15 protein-coding genes and 1 tRNA gene are annotated in these 17,435 nt (G+C 34.3%); 10 read left to right on the forward strand and 6 right to left on the reverse strand.

Annotation, left to right across the window (positions count from 1 at the left end; all coding sequences use genetic code 11):
* Window positions 1-19 precede the first annotated feature (19 nt).
* Window positions 20-1,738: a monovalent cation:proton antiporter-2 (CPA2) family protein gene (locus tag ABWU29_RS00515; protein WP_141456699.1), complete on the reverse strand. Its 1,719-nt coding sequence runs from the start codon at window positions 1,736-1,738 to the stop codon at window positions 20-22.
* 5 nt (window positions 1,739-1,743) lie between these two features.
* On the reverse strand, window positions 1,744-2,316 hold the full coding sequence (locus ABWU29_RS00520; RefSeq protein WP_015589468.1) for a thioredoxin family protein: 573 nt from the start codon (window positions 2,314-2,316) through the stop codon (window positions 1,744-1,746).
* Window positions 2,317-2,424: 108 nt separating this feature from the next.
* Here ABWU29_RS00520 and tmk point away from each other — a divergent pair, with 108 nt between their 5' ends.
* Entirely contained in the window at window positions 2,425-3,015 is a 591-nt protein-coding gene (gene tmk, locus ABWU29_RS00525) for a dTMP kinase (protein ID WP_015589469.1), read from the forward strand.
* Here tmk and ABWU29_RS00530 read toward each other — a convergent pair.
* The 4 genes from ABWU29_RS00530 to ABWU29_RS00545 form a co-directional block, all read right to left on the reverse strand.
* The gene (locus ABWU29_RS00530; RefSeq protein ID WP_007548786.1) at window positions 3,008-3,676 is read right to left on the reverse strand and encodes a hypothetical protein; all 669 of its coding nucleotides are present in this window, start codon (window positions 3,674-3,676) and stop codon (window positions 3,008-3,010) included. The genes tmk and ABWU29_RS00530 overlap by 8 nt on opposite strands.
* A 154-nt stretch (window positions 3,677-3,830) precedes the next feature.
* On the reverse strand, window positions 3,831-5,669 hold the full coding sequence (gene ftsH, locus ABWU29_RS00535; protein ID WP_012673393.1) for an ATP-dependent zinc metalloprotease FtsH: 1,839 nt from the start codon (window positions 5,667-5,669) through the stop codon (window positions 3,831-3,833).
* A gap of 12 nt (window positions 5,670-5,681) precedes the next feature.
* Complete coding sequence (gene tilS, locus ABWU29_RS00540; RefSeq protein ID WP_015589470.1) at window positions 5,682-6,977, reverse strand: tRNA lysidine(34) synthetase TilS; 1,296 nt, start codon at window positions 6,975-6,977, stop codon at window positions 5,682-5,684.
* Window positions 6,978-7,154: 177 nt separating this feature from the next.
* On the reverse strand, window positions 7,155-7,634 hold the full coding sequence (locus tag ABWU29_RS00545; protein ID WP_010081889.1) for an OmpA family protein: 480 nt from the start codon (window positions 7,632-7,634) through the stop codon (window positions 7,155-7,157).
* A gap of 275 nt (window positions 7,635-7,909) precedes the next feature.
* Here ABWU29_RS00545 and ABWU29_RS00550 point away from each other — a divergent pair, with 275 nt between their 5' ends.
* The 9 genes from ABWU29_RS00550 to ABWU29_RS00590 all read left to right on the forward strand — a co-directional run bounded on the left by ABWU29_RS00550 (window position 7,910) and on the right by ABWU29_RS00590 (window position 17,404).
* Window positions 7,910-9,331, forward strand: a complete 1,422-nt coding sequence (locus tag ABWU29_RS00550; RefSeq protein WP_015589471.1) for a Thermostable carboxypeptidase 1 — start codon at window positions 7,910-7,912, stop codon at window positions 9,329-9,331.
* A 23-nt stretch (window positions 9,332-9,354) separates the two neighbouring features.
* The gene (locus ABWU29_RS00555; RefSeq protein WP_141456703.1) at window positions 9,355-10,431 is read left to right on the forward strand and encodes a rod shape-determining protein; all 1,077 of its coding nucleotides are present in this window, start codon (window positions 9,355-9,357) and stop codon (window positions 10,429-10,431) included.
* A gap of 202 nt (window positions 10,432-10,633) precedes the next feature.
* Complete coding sequence (gene mnmA, locus ABWU29_RS00560; RefSeq protein WP_015589473.1) at window positions 10,634-11,737, forward strand: tRNA 2-thiouridine(34) synthase MnmA; 1,104 nt, start codon at window positions 10,634-10,636, stop codon at window positions 11,735-11,737.
* A gap of 804 nt (window positions 11,738-12,541) precedes the next feature.
* Window positions 12,542-13,765 (forward strand): hypothetical protein, encoded by a 1,224-nt coding sequence (locus tag ABWU29_RS00565; protein ID WP_015589474.1) that lies wholly within the window; start codon window positions 12,542-12,544, stop codon window positions 13,763-13,765.
* Between the two features lie 62 nt (window positions 13,766-13,827).
* Window positions 13,828-14,343 carry an inorganic diphosphatase gene (ppa, locus tag ABWU29_RS00570; RefSeq protein ID WP_012673395.1) on the forward strand — a complete coding sequence of 172 codons (516 nt, stop codon included), beginning with the start codon at window positions 13,828-13,830 and terminating at the stop codon, window positions 14,341-14,343.
* A 389-nt stretch (window positions 14,344-14,732) separates the two neighbouring features.
* Window positions 14,733-14,823, forward strand: a tRNA-Ser gene (locus ABWU29_RS00575).
* A 176-nt stretch (window positions 14,824-14,999) separates the two neighbouring features.
* A complete protein-coding gene (locus ABWU29_RS00580; protein ID WP_141456704.1) occupies window positions 15,000-16,145 on the forward strand; it encodes a SurA N-terminal domain-containing protein in 1,146 nt (381 codons plus the stop codon).
* Window positions 16,146-16,248: 103 nt separating this feature from the next.
* Window positions 16,249-16,869: a hypothetical protein gene (locus ABWU29_RS00585; RefSeq protein WP_015589476.1), complete on the forward strand. Its 621-nt coding sequence runs from the start codon at window positions 16,249-16,251 to the stop codon at window positions 16,867-16,869.
* Window positions 16,853-17,404 (forward strand): 5-formyltetrahydrofolate cyclo-ligase, encoded by a 552-nt coding sequence (locus ABWU29_RS00590; RefSeq protein WP_015589477.1) that lies wholly within the window; start codon window positions 16,853-16,855, stop codon window positions 17,402-17,404. Before ABWU29_RS00585 ends, ABWU29_RS00590 begins: the two co-directional genes overlap by 17 nt.
* The last annotated feature ends 31 nt before the right edge of the window (window positions 17,405-17,435 follow it).

The raw sequence follows: 17,435 nt of genomic DNA on the forward strand, positions 1-17,435 counted from the left end.
CATAAAATTAGAGAAGTAGTTATTCATCTTTATCACTACCAAGGTCTTTTAACATACTGTAATTGCCTTTTCTGAATCTACTTTTTAAAGACATAACTCCACTTTCGCTAATACCACTAAGGCTCAGTGCAGCTCCACCTAGCTGCAATCCTATCTCAGATGTTTCAGGAATAATTTTACTAGCTCCTAGATCTCTATAAACCTCCACATTACTCAGATCTGGTAAGCGTATTACAATATTTACATGCGGAAAATTTGCTGCAACTAAAGAAACAACTTTTTTTATAGTAACTTCATTCTTTATTGAAATAACGAGAGCTTGAGCTCTTTCTATTCCTACCGATTTTAAAATTTCACATCTTGTAACATCTCCAAGATATATAGGAAAACTATCACTTTTTCCTTCTTTGACTATTTTCGATTGAATATCTACAACAACGTAACTTAAATGCTCTGCCGTAAGCATTTTTGTTACCATATATCCCACTCTACCAAATCCAGCAACTATCACATGGTTATAAAGATCTTGTGTATCTGTTTCAACAGCTTCATCATCTAATATTGTTTTCTCAGTGCTAAATGAGTTTGCTATCCAATCTCCAAGCCCTGATAAAAGAGGAGTGAAAGCCATGGTTACTGTAGTTACCATCATAAGTACTTGAGCGATTTCACTTGGTAGCACATTTAGCTCATCTGCTAAGCGAAATAAAATAAACGCAAATTCACCGCCTTGTGAAAGCAGTAACCCAGCTTGTATAGCAGGTGCACTCTTAAACCCAAAAAATCTACACAATATATATATAATAGATGTTTTTAAAACGATAAGGATAATCGATAATAAAGTAATTAGTGGTAACTTATTGAGTAAAAGTTCGGTATTGATGGACATACCAACAGTCATGAAAAATAAGCCAAGAAACAAATCTTTAAATGGCAATACTGCGTGTTCTACTGAGTGTCTATATTCTGTTTCTGCAACTAACAATCCAGCAACAAATGCACCTAATGCTAACGATAAATGGAATTGCTCAGTAATAAATGCTGCTCCTAATACTATTAAAAGCGTTGTTGATATAAAGATCTCATTACTTTCCATTTTAGCAATAACCGAAAATAAAGGTCTAAGCAATAATCTACCAGTTATAAATATCAGCACTAATGCAATAGCTGCTTGCACCAATGAACCTGCCAATGAGCTTATCAGGCTGTGCTCAGAATTGCCAGTAAGTAAAGGTACCAATACTATTAATGGTACCACTGCAAAATCTTGCATTAATAGCACTGCTATCGACAATCTACCAACCTGACTTGCTTGAGAACCTTTTTCTTGCAGAACCTGCAACACTATTGCTGTTGAGGATAGCGCAAGCCCACCACCAATAACTGTTGCTATATTCGTATTCACTCCGAAAGCAAGAGCGATGCACCATATTGCTACCATGGTAACTATAACTTGAAGAGAACCGAACCCAAATACATGAATACGCATAGCGATCAGGCGTTCAAATGTCAATTCAAGGCCTATAATGAATAATAGAAAAACTACACCAAATTCTGCAAGATTATCCATTGCTTCAGCTGAGTGTATCAGATTAAATCCGTGAGAACCAATAACTGCACCTGCAACGAAGTAACCAAGCACTGGACTAATATTCATTTTCCAAAATGCTATGACTATAAACACAGCAGCAGAAAGCAAAATTATAATATCAAACAAATGCTGAGAGCCACTGTGCATGATATTTAACCTGTAGAATTAGACCATTTAATTGAGCAGCCAATACTTGATTTTTGGTCAATTGGAGAATTACCAGTTTCTGCAATAAATTTCATAGCTTGAAATAAGTCACTACTTCCTACTTCATAGCTTTGAACCTTTTCTTTTTTTGCGTTGTTAAAACGTCCACGATAGCAAAGGTTTAAATTGGAATTAAAGCCGAAAAAGTCAGGAGTGCAAACAGCCCCGTATTCTTTAGCTATTTTCTGTGTACTATCAATTAAATATGGAAATGTAAACTTATTTTCCTTGGCAAAATTAATCATATTTTCAAAGGAATCTTCTGGATATTCATTTACATCATTTGGCATTATTGCAATGGTGTTTACCTGATAATCTTTTTTCAATTGATCAACATCGCTTACCAGATTACTAATAATTGACTGAACGTAAGGACAGTGATTGCATATAAACATTACAATAAGACCATTTTTTCCACAACAGTCACTTAATGTATAGTATTTATTGTCTACTCCCAAAAGATTAAAATCTTTTGCAGTAAAACTAAAATCGACTTTAGGAGTATTCAGAGCAACCATAGACTATTATTATACCACATGTAATTTACGGTCTTATTATTTAAATGTCAAACGGTTTCTATGTATACTGTTTGCATATTCTTTTTTAGTATTATAATTATAAAACTTATGTTCATAACTTTCGAAGGAATAGACGGCTCTGGTAAAACAACACAATCTAAGCTACTTGCAAATCATTTTAAGCAAATTCACGGCGAAAATAATGTGGTATTGACTCGAGAACCAGGTGGCACTAACTTTGCAGAAAAGATAAGAGGAGTGTTGTTAACGAATAATATTGATCCTATTTCTGAACTCTTGCTACTTATTTCGATGAGGCGCGAACATATGAAAAAATTAATATTACCAGCTCTTGCAGAAGGAAAAATAGTGATTTGTGATCGGTTTATTGATTCAACTATTGCATACCAAGGATATGGGCTTAGTGTTGATTTAGGGCTAATAAGGGACTTACATAAGTTAGTAGAAATTAAATGTCCAGATATTACATTTATTCTAGATATTGATGTTAAAGTTGGGTTAAATAGAGCAAAAGACAAGAATAAATATGAAGAAATGGATGTTAATTTTTACAATAAGGTCAGAAAAGGATTTCAGGAAATAGCCATAAAAGAGCCCGTTAGGTGCAGTGTTATCACTGGAATTGAAACAAAAAATGATAATCACGTACACAATGAAATTATTGATAAAATCACCTAGCTTGTGATAGAAAATTATCAATTTCAGGTAACATTATTTCATATGAATAACTTTTTGTTTGAGTAGCTAAAAAATCCTGTATTTTGTCTGGATCTTCTTCACTTATCATCTTATATGCCCTTGCGAGGTTCATTAATTCACTTCTATTTTTTTTATTGCTTACTTCAGTAATAGTAAAAAATTGATCAAAATGGTCTAAGAGGTCTTTATTTTTTATTGAAGACACAATATTGTCAATTTCTTTCACATATAATGCAAGTTTGTGTGCTTTACTACGATCTTCAAAACAAAGATTAACAAGCACGTTACGAAACCTATCTTTCGTAGTACTTCTCACTTCTGCTAATAAGGACTTAATATTTTCTTGGCAATGCACTCTCTTTACCGATTCAGCCGGTTCAACCATACCAAGAACATTCTTTACCAAAGATTTTTCTTCACAACTAAATATGAACATGTAATAACCCATCGATAAAGTGAAGAGCAAGAACATAGCCGGAAGTAAAAACGGAGCTAATACATTTTGTGACGCAGGGAAAATAAACCAGGTAACAGTTGCTATTGACACAGTTACAAATAATCCTGATAAACATAATTGTGCTTTTCTTCTATAATTCTGATCAATAACTGTACTTACACCAATAGAAGCTATATCAATCATTACTCACACCTCATTAAACATTAATACTAACTGAATGATAGCATTATTGTGATGAAAATGCAATATTATGAATATTTTAATACAATTTATATTGACAGTTACAATTCTGAATGTTTTATTGCAGCGTTAGCTGATTAGCATTTTTAAGATGAGGTCAACTCTCATAGAGAGAGGATTTTTTTATTTTCTCATTCTTCTCATTTTCCTCTCTAACAATTTTTTTTCCATTTAATATGTCCTTTATTTCATCTCCTGTTAAAGTTTCAAACTCCAGTAGATTTTCGGCAATGAGATCTAAGCCTTTCTTATGCTTGGTCAAAATGTCTTTTGCTTTTTCATAGCAAGAAGATACAACTTTCTTCACTTCTTCATCTATAAGTTTTAACGTATCTTCAGAAATTATCTCAGAACCATGTATGGTTTGTTCGCGATTGTGATAGATCGGGCCTATTTTGTCACTCATTCCCCATTTTGTTACCATAGCGCGTGATAAATCAGATGCTTGTTTTATATCCGAAGATGCACCGCTTGTGACTTTATCGTAGCCAAAAATTAGCTCTTCTGCCACTCTTCCACCCATTGCAACAGTTATATCTGCTAGCATCTTTTCTCTTGTGAGGGACACTCTATCTGTTTCTGGTAGTCTCATAACTAAACCGAGTGCCCTACCGCGTGGAATAATTGTTGCCTTGTGTATAGGATCAGAAGCAGGCATATTAACAGCAATCATCGCATGACCAGCTTCATGGTATGCAGTCAGTCTCTTTTCCTCTTCTGTCATAATGAGAGATCGCCTTTCTACGCCCATCATCACTTTATCACGTGCATATTCGAAATCATCCATGGTAACAATCTTCTTGTTTCTTCTTGCAGCGATAAGTGCAGATTCATTCACCAAATTTGCTAGATCAGCCCCTGAAAAACCTGGTGTTCCTCTTGCAACTGTTTTCACGTTTACATCTGGTGCTATTGATATTTTCTTTATATGAGTATTTAATATCTTTTCACGCCCATTTATATCGGGTAAAGAAATAGTAATCTGTCGGTCAAAACGACCAGGTCTAAGCAGTGCTGGATCTAAGACATCCGGACGGTTAGTCGCAGCAATTATTATTACACCTTCATTAGACTCAAAGCCATCCATCTCAACTAATAACTGATTTAATGTTTGTTCTCTTTCATCATTGCCGCCACCAAGACCAATGCCACGATGTCTACCCACCGCATCTATTTCATCTATAAAAATTATACAAGGAGCATTTTTCTTGCCTTGATCAAACATATCACGAACACGACTTGCACCAACACCCACAAACATTTCAACAAAATCAGATCCAGAAATACTAAAGAATGGCACATTAGCTTCTCCTGCAATTGCACGAGCAAGTAAAGTTTTACCAGTTCCAGGAGAGCCAATCAAAAGGCACCCTTTTGGTATTTTTCCACCTAATATTTGAAATTTTTGCCTTTGTTTAAGAAAATCAACGATCTCTACTAGCTCTTCTTTTGCTTCATCAATTCCGGCAACATCATCAAATGTTACTTTTTTTCCACTAGTCATGAGTCTAGCCCTTGACTTGCCAAAGCTTATAGTTCTGTTGCCCCCCGCTTGTGTTTGTTTAAGAAAGAATAGCAAGAAGCCAATAAAGATAAATGTTGGGACCCATGAGATAAGTAATCCACCAATTACGTTCATGGCAGAATCTCCAGTTGAAAAGGAGAATCTCACTTTTCTATCATGTAAATTTTTTATTAGGTCGCTATATATGACACCGCTTGAATTGAAACTTGAACCGTCCCTGAACTTGCCTTCAATGCTCTGGTTTTTTATGACAATATTTTCTACATCATTGTCTTCTAGTCTAGTTAAAAATTCCGAAAAAGGTATAATTGTTTTACTTTTACCTACATTTCCGCTGAACTGAATATAAGCAACTGAAATAAGAACAATAATTACTAACCAGATCAATAAGCCTTCTAAAAATTTTTTCATTTCTATTTCTAACTAAATACTAATCAAGCTTACCAAATTTTGTTTTATCGTGCTATTAATAATGCATTGAACCTTATCGTCATTGGTATTTTTTCCGTTATAATTTACATCAGGATAAGCAAGCACCTTTCCATCTTTTAGCACTACAGGCAAAGAATAGAAAACTTCAGGGCAGCAGTTGTAATCCTTCAGAAATTCAGGAACTTTTTGTGTTTTTTTTAATGGAGCGATGATAACTGAACACTCTTGATTTCCGAGTATTGTGCAGCTAAATCTGTTATCCCATTGAGTAGGTTCATTTAAAGGTAGGTTTAAGGTAATTTCTTGTATCTTTGACGATTCTCTAATTATCAAGATATTTTCTCCATGTTTTCTTATTTTACACCCAGAAAGTGTACAATTAACATTACTATCCTTTTGCAATATTTTATTAAATATTACGATAAGGCTGTTGTACCTTGGTTTATAATGTTTACTGGCAATTGCCATTATGGAGTAAAGAAGAAGCCTCAAGGCTATTTCCTCTGGCAATTGATAAAACTCACTTAGTTTAATTTCAATATAACCAAGATCATGCACATTAACGCAGTCATTAAACGCAAGGCGTGTGTAGTGCATCAACGCTTTTGCAGCTCTTTTCATATGAAGGGCTGTGAGGCATATTCGCTCTGTTAAAATCTCTTGATTATCACTTGCTTTAAGTAAGTTACGGTATAAAGTTCGCCTGTATTTTAAGTCATAGTTGCTTCTATCTTCGATCCATTTTAACCGATGAAGCTTAGCGTACTTTTCTATTTCACTACGACTAAAATTTAACAATGGCCTAAATATATAAATACCATTTAGGAAAGACTTGTAGTCCATTGATGATAATCCATCTACGCCACTACCTCGCTCTAATCTTAACAAGAACGTTTCTGCTTGATCATCTTTGTGATGAGCAACAAGTAAATATTTAACATTATTATTTTTACACCACTCTGCTAGTAACTTATACCGTGCTTTTCGTGCCTGTAACTGAATATTGCCTTTAATATTTTGCTTCTCCCAATTTAATATGAACGATTCCTTTGCTCCAAGTTCCTTTGCATAACTTACAACAAAATCAGCTTCTTTTTGAGACTCTGAACGTAACCCATGATTTACTGTTAATGCTATAGGAAGTGGAAGCTTGTTTTTTTTTGCCCAGTTATTCATTAAGTGCAGTAAGATTATACTATCTACACCACCTGATACTGCAACTGCAACTTGATTATTATAGAAAGCAAAACTATTAACCACATTTTGAAATAATAACTCTAATTCCATTATGCCTCTTGATGGCCAGATAGTCTCTACGTCATACAGCGACTTATTTGTGGTATATATAGATCCCGCTAACAAGCAACGAAATATGACAAGTTTGTCCTTTTTTGTCTACCCCAGTGCCCTTTCTTTATGTCATCCCAGTGCTTGACACTGGGATCCAGGTTTTAATGCAAGAAACTATTTCTTTATTCCAGAAAATGAAAATTCCACTCTACGATTTTTAGCATGCTCTTTTTCATATTTAGAATTTCTAGAATCATCTTTTACATTAACCAAAGGCTCAGTTTCACCTTTAGAAGCAGTTTTTATTCTGTTTTCTATGTAGGGTGTACAACTAACCATAAATTTTTTAGCTGCATCTGCCCTTCTAGCGCCTAGCGCAAGATTATATTCATGAGAACCACGGTTGTCAGTGTGACCAGTTAAAGTAACCTTCGCGTCAGGGTTATCTTGTAACACCTCCATTACGTCAAGTAATGCATCTGCACTTACTTCAGCAATACTAGATTCATCATAACCAAAGAAAACTCTTTTATCACCTATCTGCTTAACAACAGAATTTATTTTATTTGTTGTATTTGCTCCTTTTTTTGGGCAAGAACTTACACCAGTAAGTAATAAACAAAAACAGCACATTATAACCAGTCTACTCCACATTACTAAACCTCCATAAATTTTAAATAGTGCGTAACTTTAATTTCAGTAGCTAATATCTCTCCATATTGTAATATAGTCAAGAGAAATAAAATACTAAATACTTTTTCTACAACCTTACAATTAATTTTCCTATAATATGCTGGACTCTGAGTAGAAAAATCCAATAAAAGAATAAAAAGTACAATTTTTTATTGTACTTTAAGCAAATATACTTTTAACTTTATTATTAATCTATCACGATGTTAAACAGATGTTTTCTAAAATAATGAACAAATATGAAATCTTATAAGTTTTTAGAGGAAGTATTATATAGGGTAAAGAATATCGAAAATACGCTAAAAGTACTAAACCAAAGCCAATTGAATGCAGAGGACAAAGTTGAACAAATGAGTCTTCTAGAAGAAATCAGACATGAAATTATCTCTCATGACGTAATAAAGGAATCATTAGCAGATGCTCTTGACAACAAAAAGAGTGCAGATGCTTGGCAGCTAAAGTTAATAGAGAGAATACATAAGAGCAACAGTGCTGTTCCTATTGATTTAGTAAAATCTTTGTCCAAAGCTAAAGTTGAATGCCAAAGTTTATGGAGGCTAAACAATTCTGAAGCCAGTAACTTGGAAAAACTAAAAGAACGTTTTACTGATTTAATCACACTCATTCGCGAAGTAGCTTCTATAAAATCGCAGCAATTAAAATGCTCAAAATACGACTCACTGCTTGCTGACTATGACTCTGATATCACAGAAAAGAATATAAGGGAAGTATTCCCCAAGGTAGGCAAATTCTTTAGTGGAAATGTAGATAAAATAATTGAAAAGCAGAAAAAGGATAAGGTTACTAATATACAAAAAGTTGCTACTCAGAAGCAGATTGAACTTGGCTCGTCATGTTTACAGCAAATGGGTGTCGCACTGCATGAGGTTCGTACTTCTTATTACTACCCTATAGATTATGATGAATCTGACTTTTGTTATGGTTTATTTTCTCTTTTACGGCATAGTGGTTATGCAATTTATCAAAAATGTTTAGCGCAAAATTCTATAAGTAGCCCAATTACGAGACATGTTATGTATGAAACTCAAGGGTTATTCATGGAAAGGATGATTGGAACATCCAGAGAATTTATTGAGTTCATTCAACCACACATAAAAGAGAAATTTGCTATAAAAGGCAAAACTAACGAGAAAGTTAGCAGTGTTGAAAATTTGTACTTGATTTTCAATGAAATAAACCTTTCTTCTTTTTTAAAAAATGCAGATGAATTTAGTCTGTTAGCTCATATTATGTTGAGAACTAGGTTAGAACAAGATATAATAAATGGTACATTGGAAGTCAAAGACCTGCATGATGCGTGGCTGGAAGGTATGAAGCACTATAAAATTCCAGTAAAAGCTGAAAATGAGCTAAACACTTATTTTCAAGATGAATATTGGGCAAGCGGTGTTATGGGCTACTTTCCTATAAAAATTATTGCTTTAATTGCTGCTGTGCAGATTTTCTCTTGCGTTAAAAAGAATCATTACGAATCATTAAGTGCTATAATAAAAGGAGATTTTAGTTTACTTATCAGTTGGTTATCTCAAAATATATACAGTGCAAAGTGTGGCCTGGAACTGCTAAAAAAAGTAACAGGTAAGGGTTTAGACGTTGAGTGCTGCATTAGCTACTTATCTGGAAAGTATAATTTGTCTTAATAAATGATTTTCTTGAGTTGCGTATGAATTTTGTTCGAAAATTAACCGAAAAGTTTTGTAGTCTTTTCACTTTCAAAGGTTTATTTGCTAGCGATATTGCTATAGATCTTGGCACTGCAAACACTTTAGTTTATCAGAAAAATCAGGGAATAGTGCTTGATGAGCCTTCAGTTGTAGCAAGAATAAAAGAAAAAGGAAGCTACGTTCCTTATGCTTTTGGTAAAAAAGCTAAAATGATGCTTGGAAAAACGCCTGGAGAAATAGAGGCGATAAGGCCCTTAAAAGATGGAGTCATTGCTGATTTTAAAAGTGCGGAAGAAATGCTAAAATATTTCATACGCAGTGCAAACACAAAATTCACTGTTAATAAACCTAATATTATCATATGCGTTCCATCTGGATCCACGCCAGTTGAAAGGCGTGCTATACAAGATGCAGCAGAAAGTGCTGGTGCAAATGAAGTATTTTTAATTGAAGAACCAATGGCTGCAGCAATCGGAGCTGGGCTCCCGGTTACTGAACCTGAGGGTTCTATGATCGTTGATATAGGAGGCGGTACAACTGAAGTTGCAATTATTTCTTTAGGTGGAATTGTTTATTCACGTTCTGCCAGAGTAGGTGGCGATATTATGGATGAAGCAATAAAATCATATATTCGTGAAAATCATAAATTATTAATCGGTGAAACAACCGCTGAGAAAATTAAGAAAAGCATAGGTTCAGCCAATTTGCCAGGTGAAAATAACAAAGAGGGAATGATAATTAAAGGCAGGGATTTAGTGAGTGGCATGCCAAAAGAAATGCTTTTATCAGAATACCAAGTTGCAGAGAGTTTAATAGAGCCTGTACATCAGATAATTTCTGCTATTAGGACTGCACTGGAGAGCACTCCACCTGAACTTTCTTCTGATATAGTCGATAAAGGAATAATTTTATCCGGTGGCGGCGGATTATTGCGTAACTTGGGCAAAGTTATCAGTGAAACAACAAAACTACCAGTTCGTGTTGCAGATGACCCACTTTGTTGTGTTGCTCTGGGTAGCGGAAAAGTGCTTGAAAACATGGATTATTTTGGCCATGTTTTATTTAAGCAGGATTAAATTATTTTTAAAGGTAGTTCATCGAATTTTATAGCAAATTTTACCTCAAGCATAAAGATGTCATCCAAGTAGCCAACACTGGGATCCAGAAAAATTGACTATAAACAAGTATGCTGTTTCGATGAAATTGTGTAATAGAAACTAGATTCCAGTGTCAGCTACTTGCATGACACCAAGTTTGTGTTTATAAATTAAGGCGATTATGCTAAAAGAATTTGAAATTGAACCTCTGCTAAAAGATAAAGCTCCGCACCAGACCAAGGCTGTTGTTGCAATGTCCGGGGGAGTTGATAGCTCCGTTGCTGCAGCACTGCTATATAACTTTGGGTACCAGGTGATAGGTGTAACTCTTCAACTCTATGGCACCGATGGTGCAAGAAAGGGCGCATGCTGCGCTGGACAAGATATTTATGACGCTAAGCGTGTGGCTGAAAGTGTTGGCTTTCCTCACTATATTTTAAACTATGAGGAAATATTCAAAAAGGAAGTAATAGAGGATTTTGCGAGTACCTATATGCGTGGGGAAACTCCCATACCATGCGTGAGATGTAACCAAACGGTAAAATTTCGTGATCTATTGCAAGTTACAAAAAATCTTGGTGCGGATGTGCTCGTAACAGGACATTACGTGAGAAGGTTAGAAAAAAATGGTGAGGTAAAGTTGTGTAGAAGCATTGATAAAAGTAAAGATCAAAGTTATTTTTTGTTTGCTACAACTCAAGAGCAATTGAAGCTTTTGCGATTTCCACTAGGTGGGTTCTATAAAAGTGATATAAGAAAATTAGCAAAGTATTTTGGCTTACAAATTTCTGAAAAGCCGGACAGTCAAGATATATGCTTTGTTTCCGAAAGCTATAGTAAAACAATAGCTAAATTAGCTCCACAATCTGTACAGAAAGGTAAAATAGTGGATGTTAATGGAAAAGTGCTAGGCGAGCACAGTGGCATAGTAAATTTTACAGTGGGGCAAAGAAAGGGCTTGGGTATCGCACACAATGAACCTCTTTATGTGATAAAAATTAATACAGAAAATAATGAGGTTATAGTAGGTCCGATCAACGTATTAATGCAAAAAAAAATATTGATCAAGGAGTTAAATTGGTTAGAACAACCAAAGGAAGGTATGGAAGTAACTGTGAAGCTGAGATCATCACATGCGGGAAGTTTAGCAACAATACATTCAACTGACGAAAAAAATAAAGCCTGTGTCATTTTAAACGACGATTACTTTGGCATCAGTCCAGGTCAAGCCTGTGTAGCGTATAAAGATGAGCAAGTTATCGGCGGTGGATGGATATGCTCTTAACTAAAAGCTTTAATGCAGAGTGTAAACATACAATAGACTTCTTGCATAACCATATAACATTGGGAATAGAAACAAAAAAACTTCCTTGACAAACTCCGCCAGCCCCCTTATCATGAAACTGAAGCTATTTATTTATCTTCTCTGTACAGATTAAATGACAAAAAAACTCACGTATCTGGCGTCTCATGTTTAATTTTTTGCACTATGTGCACCTTATGTCTTTATCAAATTTCTGGGTTTTTACCTATATAAGCCGAAACGCGCTTACAAAGCGTTTAAGACAGCAAAAAACGTCAAATTGACAAGGGAGAATTTGAATGCTAGCTACTACGGGGTTTCTTTGCCTTTTTTCCTGCTTAGTAAATTTCTTAAACACTTGCGGTGTAGGTTAGTTGCAAGTTAAAAGCAGCTAAATCGCTCTTAATCAAGCGTTTTAGAATAAAAAAAACGCCGATATTTTAGTACATGGTAAATAGCCAACCACCACGGGGTTTCTTTTGCCTTTTTTTTCGTTTGGTAAATTTTTTAATGTTTGTGGCTAAACGACAACCGTCATCCCGCTACGTGTTAGCGGGATCTATGTTGAGAGATACCGCGAATGAATCGCGGTATGACGGTTCGCGGCAGCATAAAGATAAGTCTCGTCATCCCGCTGCGTGTTAGCGGGATCTCTTGTTAGTGCCGCGGCGGTATAGCTATACCTTTTTCTACTTAGTTTAGGTTATGCAAGAAGTCTAATAACATTTATTGCTATTTTGCCATGTATCCCTTATACTATAAAGTAGAACATTATAGGTTTCAGCAATGATAAAAGAAATTGAAGAACTAATAAAAATTGTTGGTAAGGGTAATTTATTAGAGACGTTATTTATTTTTTTAGGTAGCTTTCAACATGCTGACTTAGGTCGTTTTATGGATCACAGAAATCATTTTGGTTTGTCTGAATTCATTAGAAAAAAAGAGGAACCATTAGATAAATATTTTAACTTAAAATTTAGTCTACAAGGGCTGTTTTTAATTTATGCTCAAGCTTATCAAATTCTAAGTGAAAACAATAACCTGAATACTAAAGATGTCATAGATAAAATATATGAAGTTATTAAAGGATCTGAGTTAAATGAATATATAAATGAAGTAGTAGATGGAAGAAAATTAGATTTACTTAACATCTTAGCAAATCCAAAGAGAGAACCAATATTTAAAACAGAAGAAGATTTTGAAAATAAAGTACTCATTGGTCTTAGAAAGTTACTAAGTGAAGGAAATACATTAAACAAATATGACAGAGAATTTGCATTAAATAAGTGCGTTATTGGCTGTTACTACTCTATTCATAATATAAAAGTAGATAAAGATATTGCATTGTTGTTTTCCATAGGTAGTTACTATAAAGAACTTTCACCATCTAACAAAACAGTAAGAAGAGAAGTACTAGAGATATGTGAGAATCAGTTAATAGAGAACTATATAGTGCACTTAGCTAGCAAACTACACATGATCGGATTATCAAGTAGAGATAAATATACAATCGACCATGAGAATGTGGATCGGCAAGAGAAAGCATTGAAAATGGATGGATTAACATGTCCTATAAATACAAAAAACACCCTAGAGCAACTGTTAAAAAACCAAAATAGTGATGAATTTGAACAATTAGTAATGAGCCCTGAGAATATATACTACTCAGTGTTGCCAGAAGAGAATGAATATAGGCCAAATCTTATCACCAGCAAGAAAAAAGAAAAAGACTATAAAAACACAGTCTGTAAACTTATTTTAGGTATGTTTATATTGTCTGTTGGGTTATCTGTTGCTGATTATTTCCTTATGGAGCAAAAATTGCTCAACTCAATAAAAAATGTTTTGCCACAAGACAACCTTACTAACCTGATAATTGGTGCGGTGCTTACTATTGTAATAGTATATGCCTTATTTCAATTATTGAAACCACCACAGGAACCACCACTTTCAACAGTCAATAAGATGATGAATGAAAATTTAGGACCGCTCCATGCAAAACAAGCTTAGAACTACATAAATGTAGCAACTTAAAAGTACATATTGTATAATCTTAAGTTAAGAGGTAATTTATGGATTTAAGTAAAATAACAGCGGGACCAAATGCGGTGAATGTGGTAATTGAAATAAGTGCGAATGCTGAGCCTGTAAAGTATGAATTTAATAAAGAGTTTGGGTTGTTACAAGTTGACAGATTTTTGTCTACCTCAATGACTTATCCTTGCAATTATGGGTTTATACCAAATACCTGCGCAGGTGATGGTGATCCTGTGGATGTTTTGGTGCTAACTCAATTTCCCTTAGCATCTAGTGTTTTAATATCGGTGCGTCCAATAGGCGCATTACTCACTAAAGATGAAAAAGGAGAAGATGAGAAAATATTAGCTGTGCCTGTTTCCAGTGTTGATAGCTATTATGACAATATAAAGGACTATTCTGACTTATCTAAAAGCCTACTAGATAAAATTACTCATTTCTTTTCTCATTATAAAGATCTAGAAAAGGGAAAAACGGTAGCAGTTGGAGAATGGGTTGGTGTAGAAGAAGCAAAACAAATTGTTGCAAGCTCTATTAAAAGCGGAAATTAGTTTTTGTTGATTTATAGCTAAAGTGGCTCTACGATTTGAAAAATAACAAATTCGTCATTCCGCTACTCGTTAGCGGAATCTATACCGCGCACAACCGTACGAACATTGCAATATGGCACATAGTAAACGATGTCATCCCAGTGCGTGACACTGGGATCCAGACTTTCCGTAAAAACGTTATATTTTAACATAACACTTATATGCTCACCAACTTAGTGCTAATCAAAATCCTGGATCCCAGTGTCACGCACTGGGATGACAAGAAAGGGAGCACTGGAATTTTTGTTTCAGCATTAGCCATGCATCTGAACAGATACAAATATTGCAATTAAAAGCATTAGACAGGTGGTAGAGGTCTTGGTATTATATAATCTTTAGGTTCTAAATTTGGAAGGGTGGCCGAGCGGCTGAAGGCGGCGGTTTGCTAAACCGTTATACGACCCAAAAGTCGTATCGAGGGTTCGAATCCCTCTCCTTCCGTATACTGTTTTGAGCACGGTCTAAATTCGCTATATTAGCATGTTTTTAGCCTATTTACCAGCGTACCTGATTTTGTTGCAATGGTTTTTATTTCCATTGTCACTGAGATCACTATTAAAAAGTTGGCTAGCATTGACTCAGTATTTATTATAGAATTGGTTATTAACCTTACTTATATGCATAAAATACTAATTTTACTGTTAATAGTGTTGCCACTTAGGTTGCTTGCAATCGAGATTGAAATTGTTGCAGATGTAAATGGTGAGCCAATTTCAAATTTAGATATCGAAAAACGCATCAACTTTATAAATTCATTGTTTGGCACTCAAAGTGTTGATCAAAAAGGAGCAAAGCCTCAAATTCTTAGGGAGCTAATAGACGAAATTATCATTATCAATGAAGCGCAGAGGCTGAATATAAAATTGAGCAACGAGGAGTTAGATAATGCTATCATGTTATTTTTAACCCAAAGTTTTAAACTTAAGGCTAATGAGGTTGATCAATACATAGAGAAGCATAATATAGATCTTGGTATTTTAAGAAAACAAATAAAATGTCAGTTACTGTGGAGCAAAATTATTGAAGTAAGAATTGTGCCATTTATTAATATAAGCGATAAAGAAGTAAATGATGTAAAAAGGCAAACAGAAAAGCCGGATTATCTTATCACGTTCCAAGAGTTTATAATTCCTGATCAAAAAGACAAGGACGTTTATGGTATAGCTGAAGATTTAGTAAAAAAATTACGCAACAGTAATAACCCAGAATCTCCAATAAAGATGCGTAAAGCAACAGTTAATTTAAGTCAGCTAAAAGGAAAACTCAAGAACGTTTTAGAAGGATTAGAAACCAGCGACATAGCAGGTCCATTCAGTTTTAGTGAAGGTTACTCTGTTATAAAAGTAATAGATAAAGTACAACTTAATCATGCACTGCTGGAAAGCACTTTAAAATTAAAACAGATTGTGGTTGAAGGTTCAGAAAGTTTATTAGATAATCTCAAGGAGCAAAAAGTTAATTGTTTAAATTTTGATAAATTAGCAGATAATTTTAAGCTGCCAAACGCAAAAGAATTTGAAATAAAAATGCGAGATTTAAATCCTGATTTACAGATTTTATTTAGTAAAACAAGTGTGAATGAAATAGTAGAATTGAGAGAAAATGGCACTGCAAAGTTGATGATGTTGTGTGATATCAAGAGTAATGTAGCGGGTATAGAAGCAATCAAACAGAAAATGTACCAACAAAAGATTATGATACAAAGCAACTTGTTATTAGATGATATGCGTAAAAATGCAGCTATCAGTTATCGGTATAGTTGAAGTCAGAGAGTGTCCTTGTCTCTGTCTTTGTGTATAGAACTATATAAATTACTTTGTTCTATAAAATTTCAAAAAATTTGAACAAATGTAGTTAAAATAGCACATGAAGAATATAATGCTAATTGGTGGTGGAGTTGGAAATGCAGTGTTATTTTCGATAGGGAAGGCATGTCTTGAAAATAATAACAAGGTTTTGTACTTCGCTGGCTATAAGAAGTTAAGTGATGTATTTAAACGAGCACTGATAGAGCGTGCATCAAATGCAGTAGTTTGGGCATGTGAAGAAGGATTGATAGAAACAAGCAGAGATCAAGATAAATCCTTTCATGGTAATATAGTTGATGCAATAGTCTCTTATCAACAAGGAAGATTAGGTATTAATTTGAACGTTATAGATAAAATTATCACTATTGGTTCTGATAAAATGATGAAAGCTGTGAATGAAGCTAGAAAAACAATTTTAAAGCCATATCTGAAGTCAAGTCATATAGCAATATCGTCAGTTAATTCTCCTATGCAGTGTATGATGAAAGAAATCTGTGCTCAATGTGTTCAGCAACATATAAATAAGGAAACAGGAGAAAGAAGTTTTGTTTATAGCTGCAGTAATCAAGACCAGGATATGGAGTTTATTGACTTTGACTTTTTAAGTGAGCGCTTGAAGCAAAATAGTTTACAAGAAAAACTTACTGCAAAATGGATAGATCATGTTCAAAGATATTAAACAGCACAAAAAGGAAATAAGAGAGCAATATAGAGCTATAAGAAAAGATATTGATGAAAGTTATTCCAGTTATGCAGCAAATTCCCTTATTAATCTCTTTAATCAGAACTTAAGCTACGTTAAAGGCAAAACAATAGCAGCTTACATTCCAATGGACGGGGAAATAAATGTTGTACCTTTGATGCATAGTTTACTCGATTTAGATTATAAAGTAGCAATTCCTAATAAAAATAAGTTACTAAAATTTGAGGAATGGAACAAAACAAATGAAGATGTAATTCCCGACACAATCATTACTCCTGTTATTGCTTTTGATGATCATTTTAATAGATTGGGTTTTGGCGGTGGTTGGTATGATACAATGATAGAAAAACTGCGGCCACTTGGAAAAATATTTATAGGTGTAGCCTATGAGAAACAATATTGTAAAGATTTACCTGTAGAAAAACATGATCAAAAATTGGATATTATAATCACTGAGATGTGTGTTAGATGTGGAAGTGGATTGCTCAAAAAAGTGGATAAAAAGGAGTAGCGTAACCCCACTTTCTGATAGTAATTTTTGC

It is taken from the genome of Wolbachia endosymbiont (group A) of Phasia obesa (genome assembly GCF_964028125.1).
GTDB lineage: Bacteria > Pseudomonadota > Alphaproteobacteria > Rickettsiales > Anaplasmataceae > Wolbachia > Wolbachia pipientis.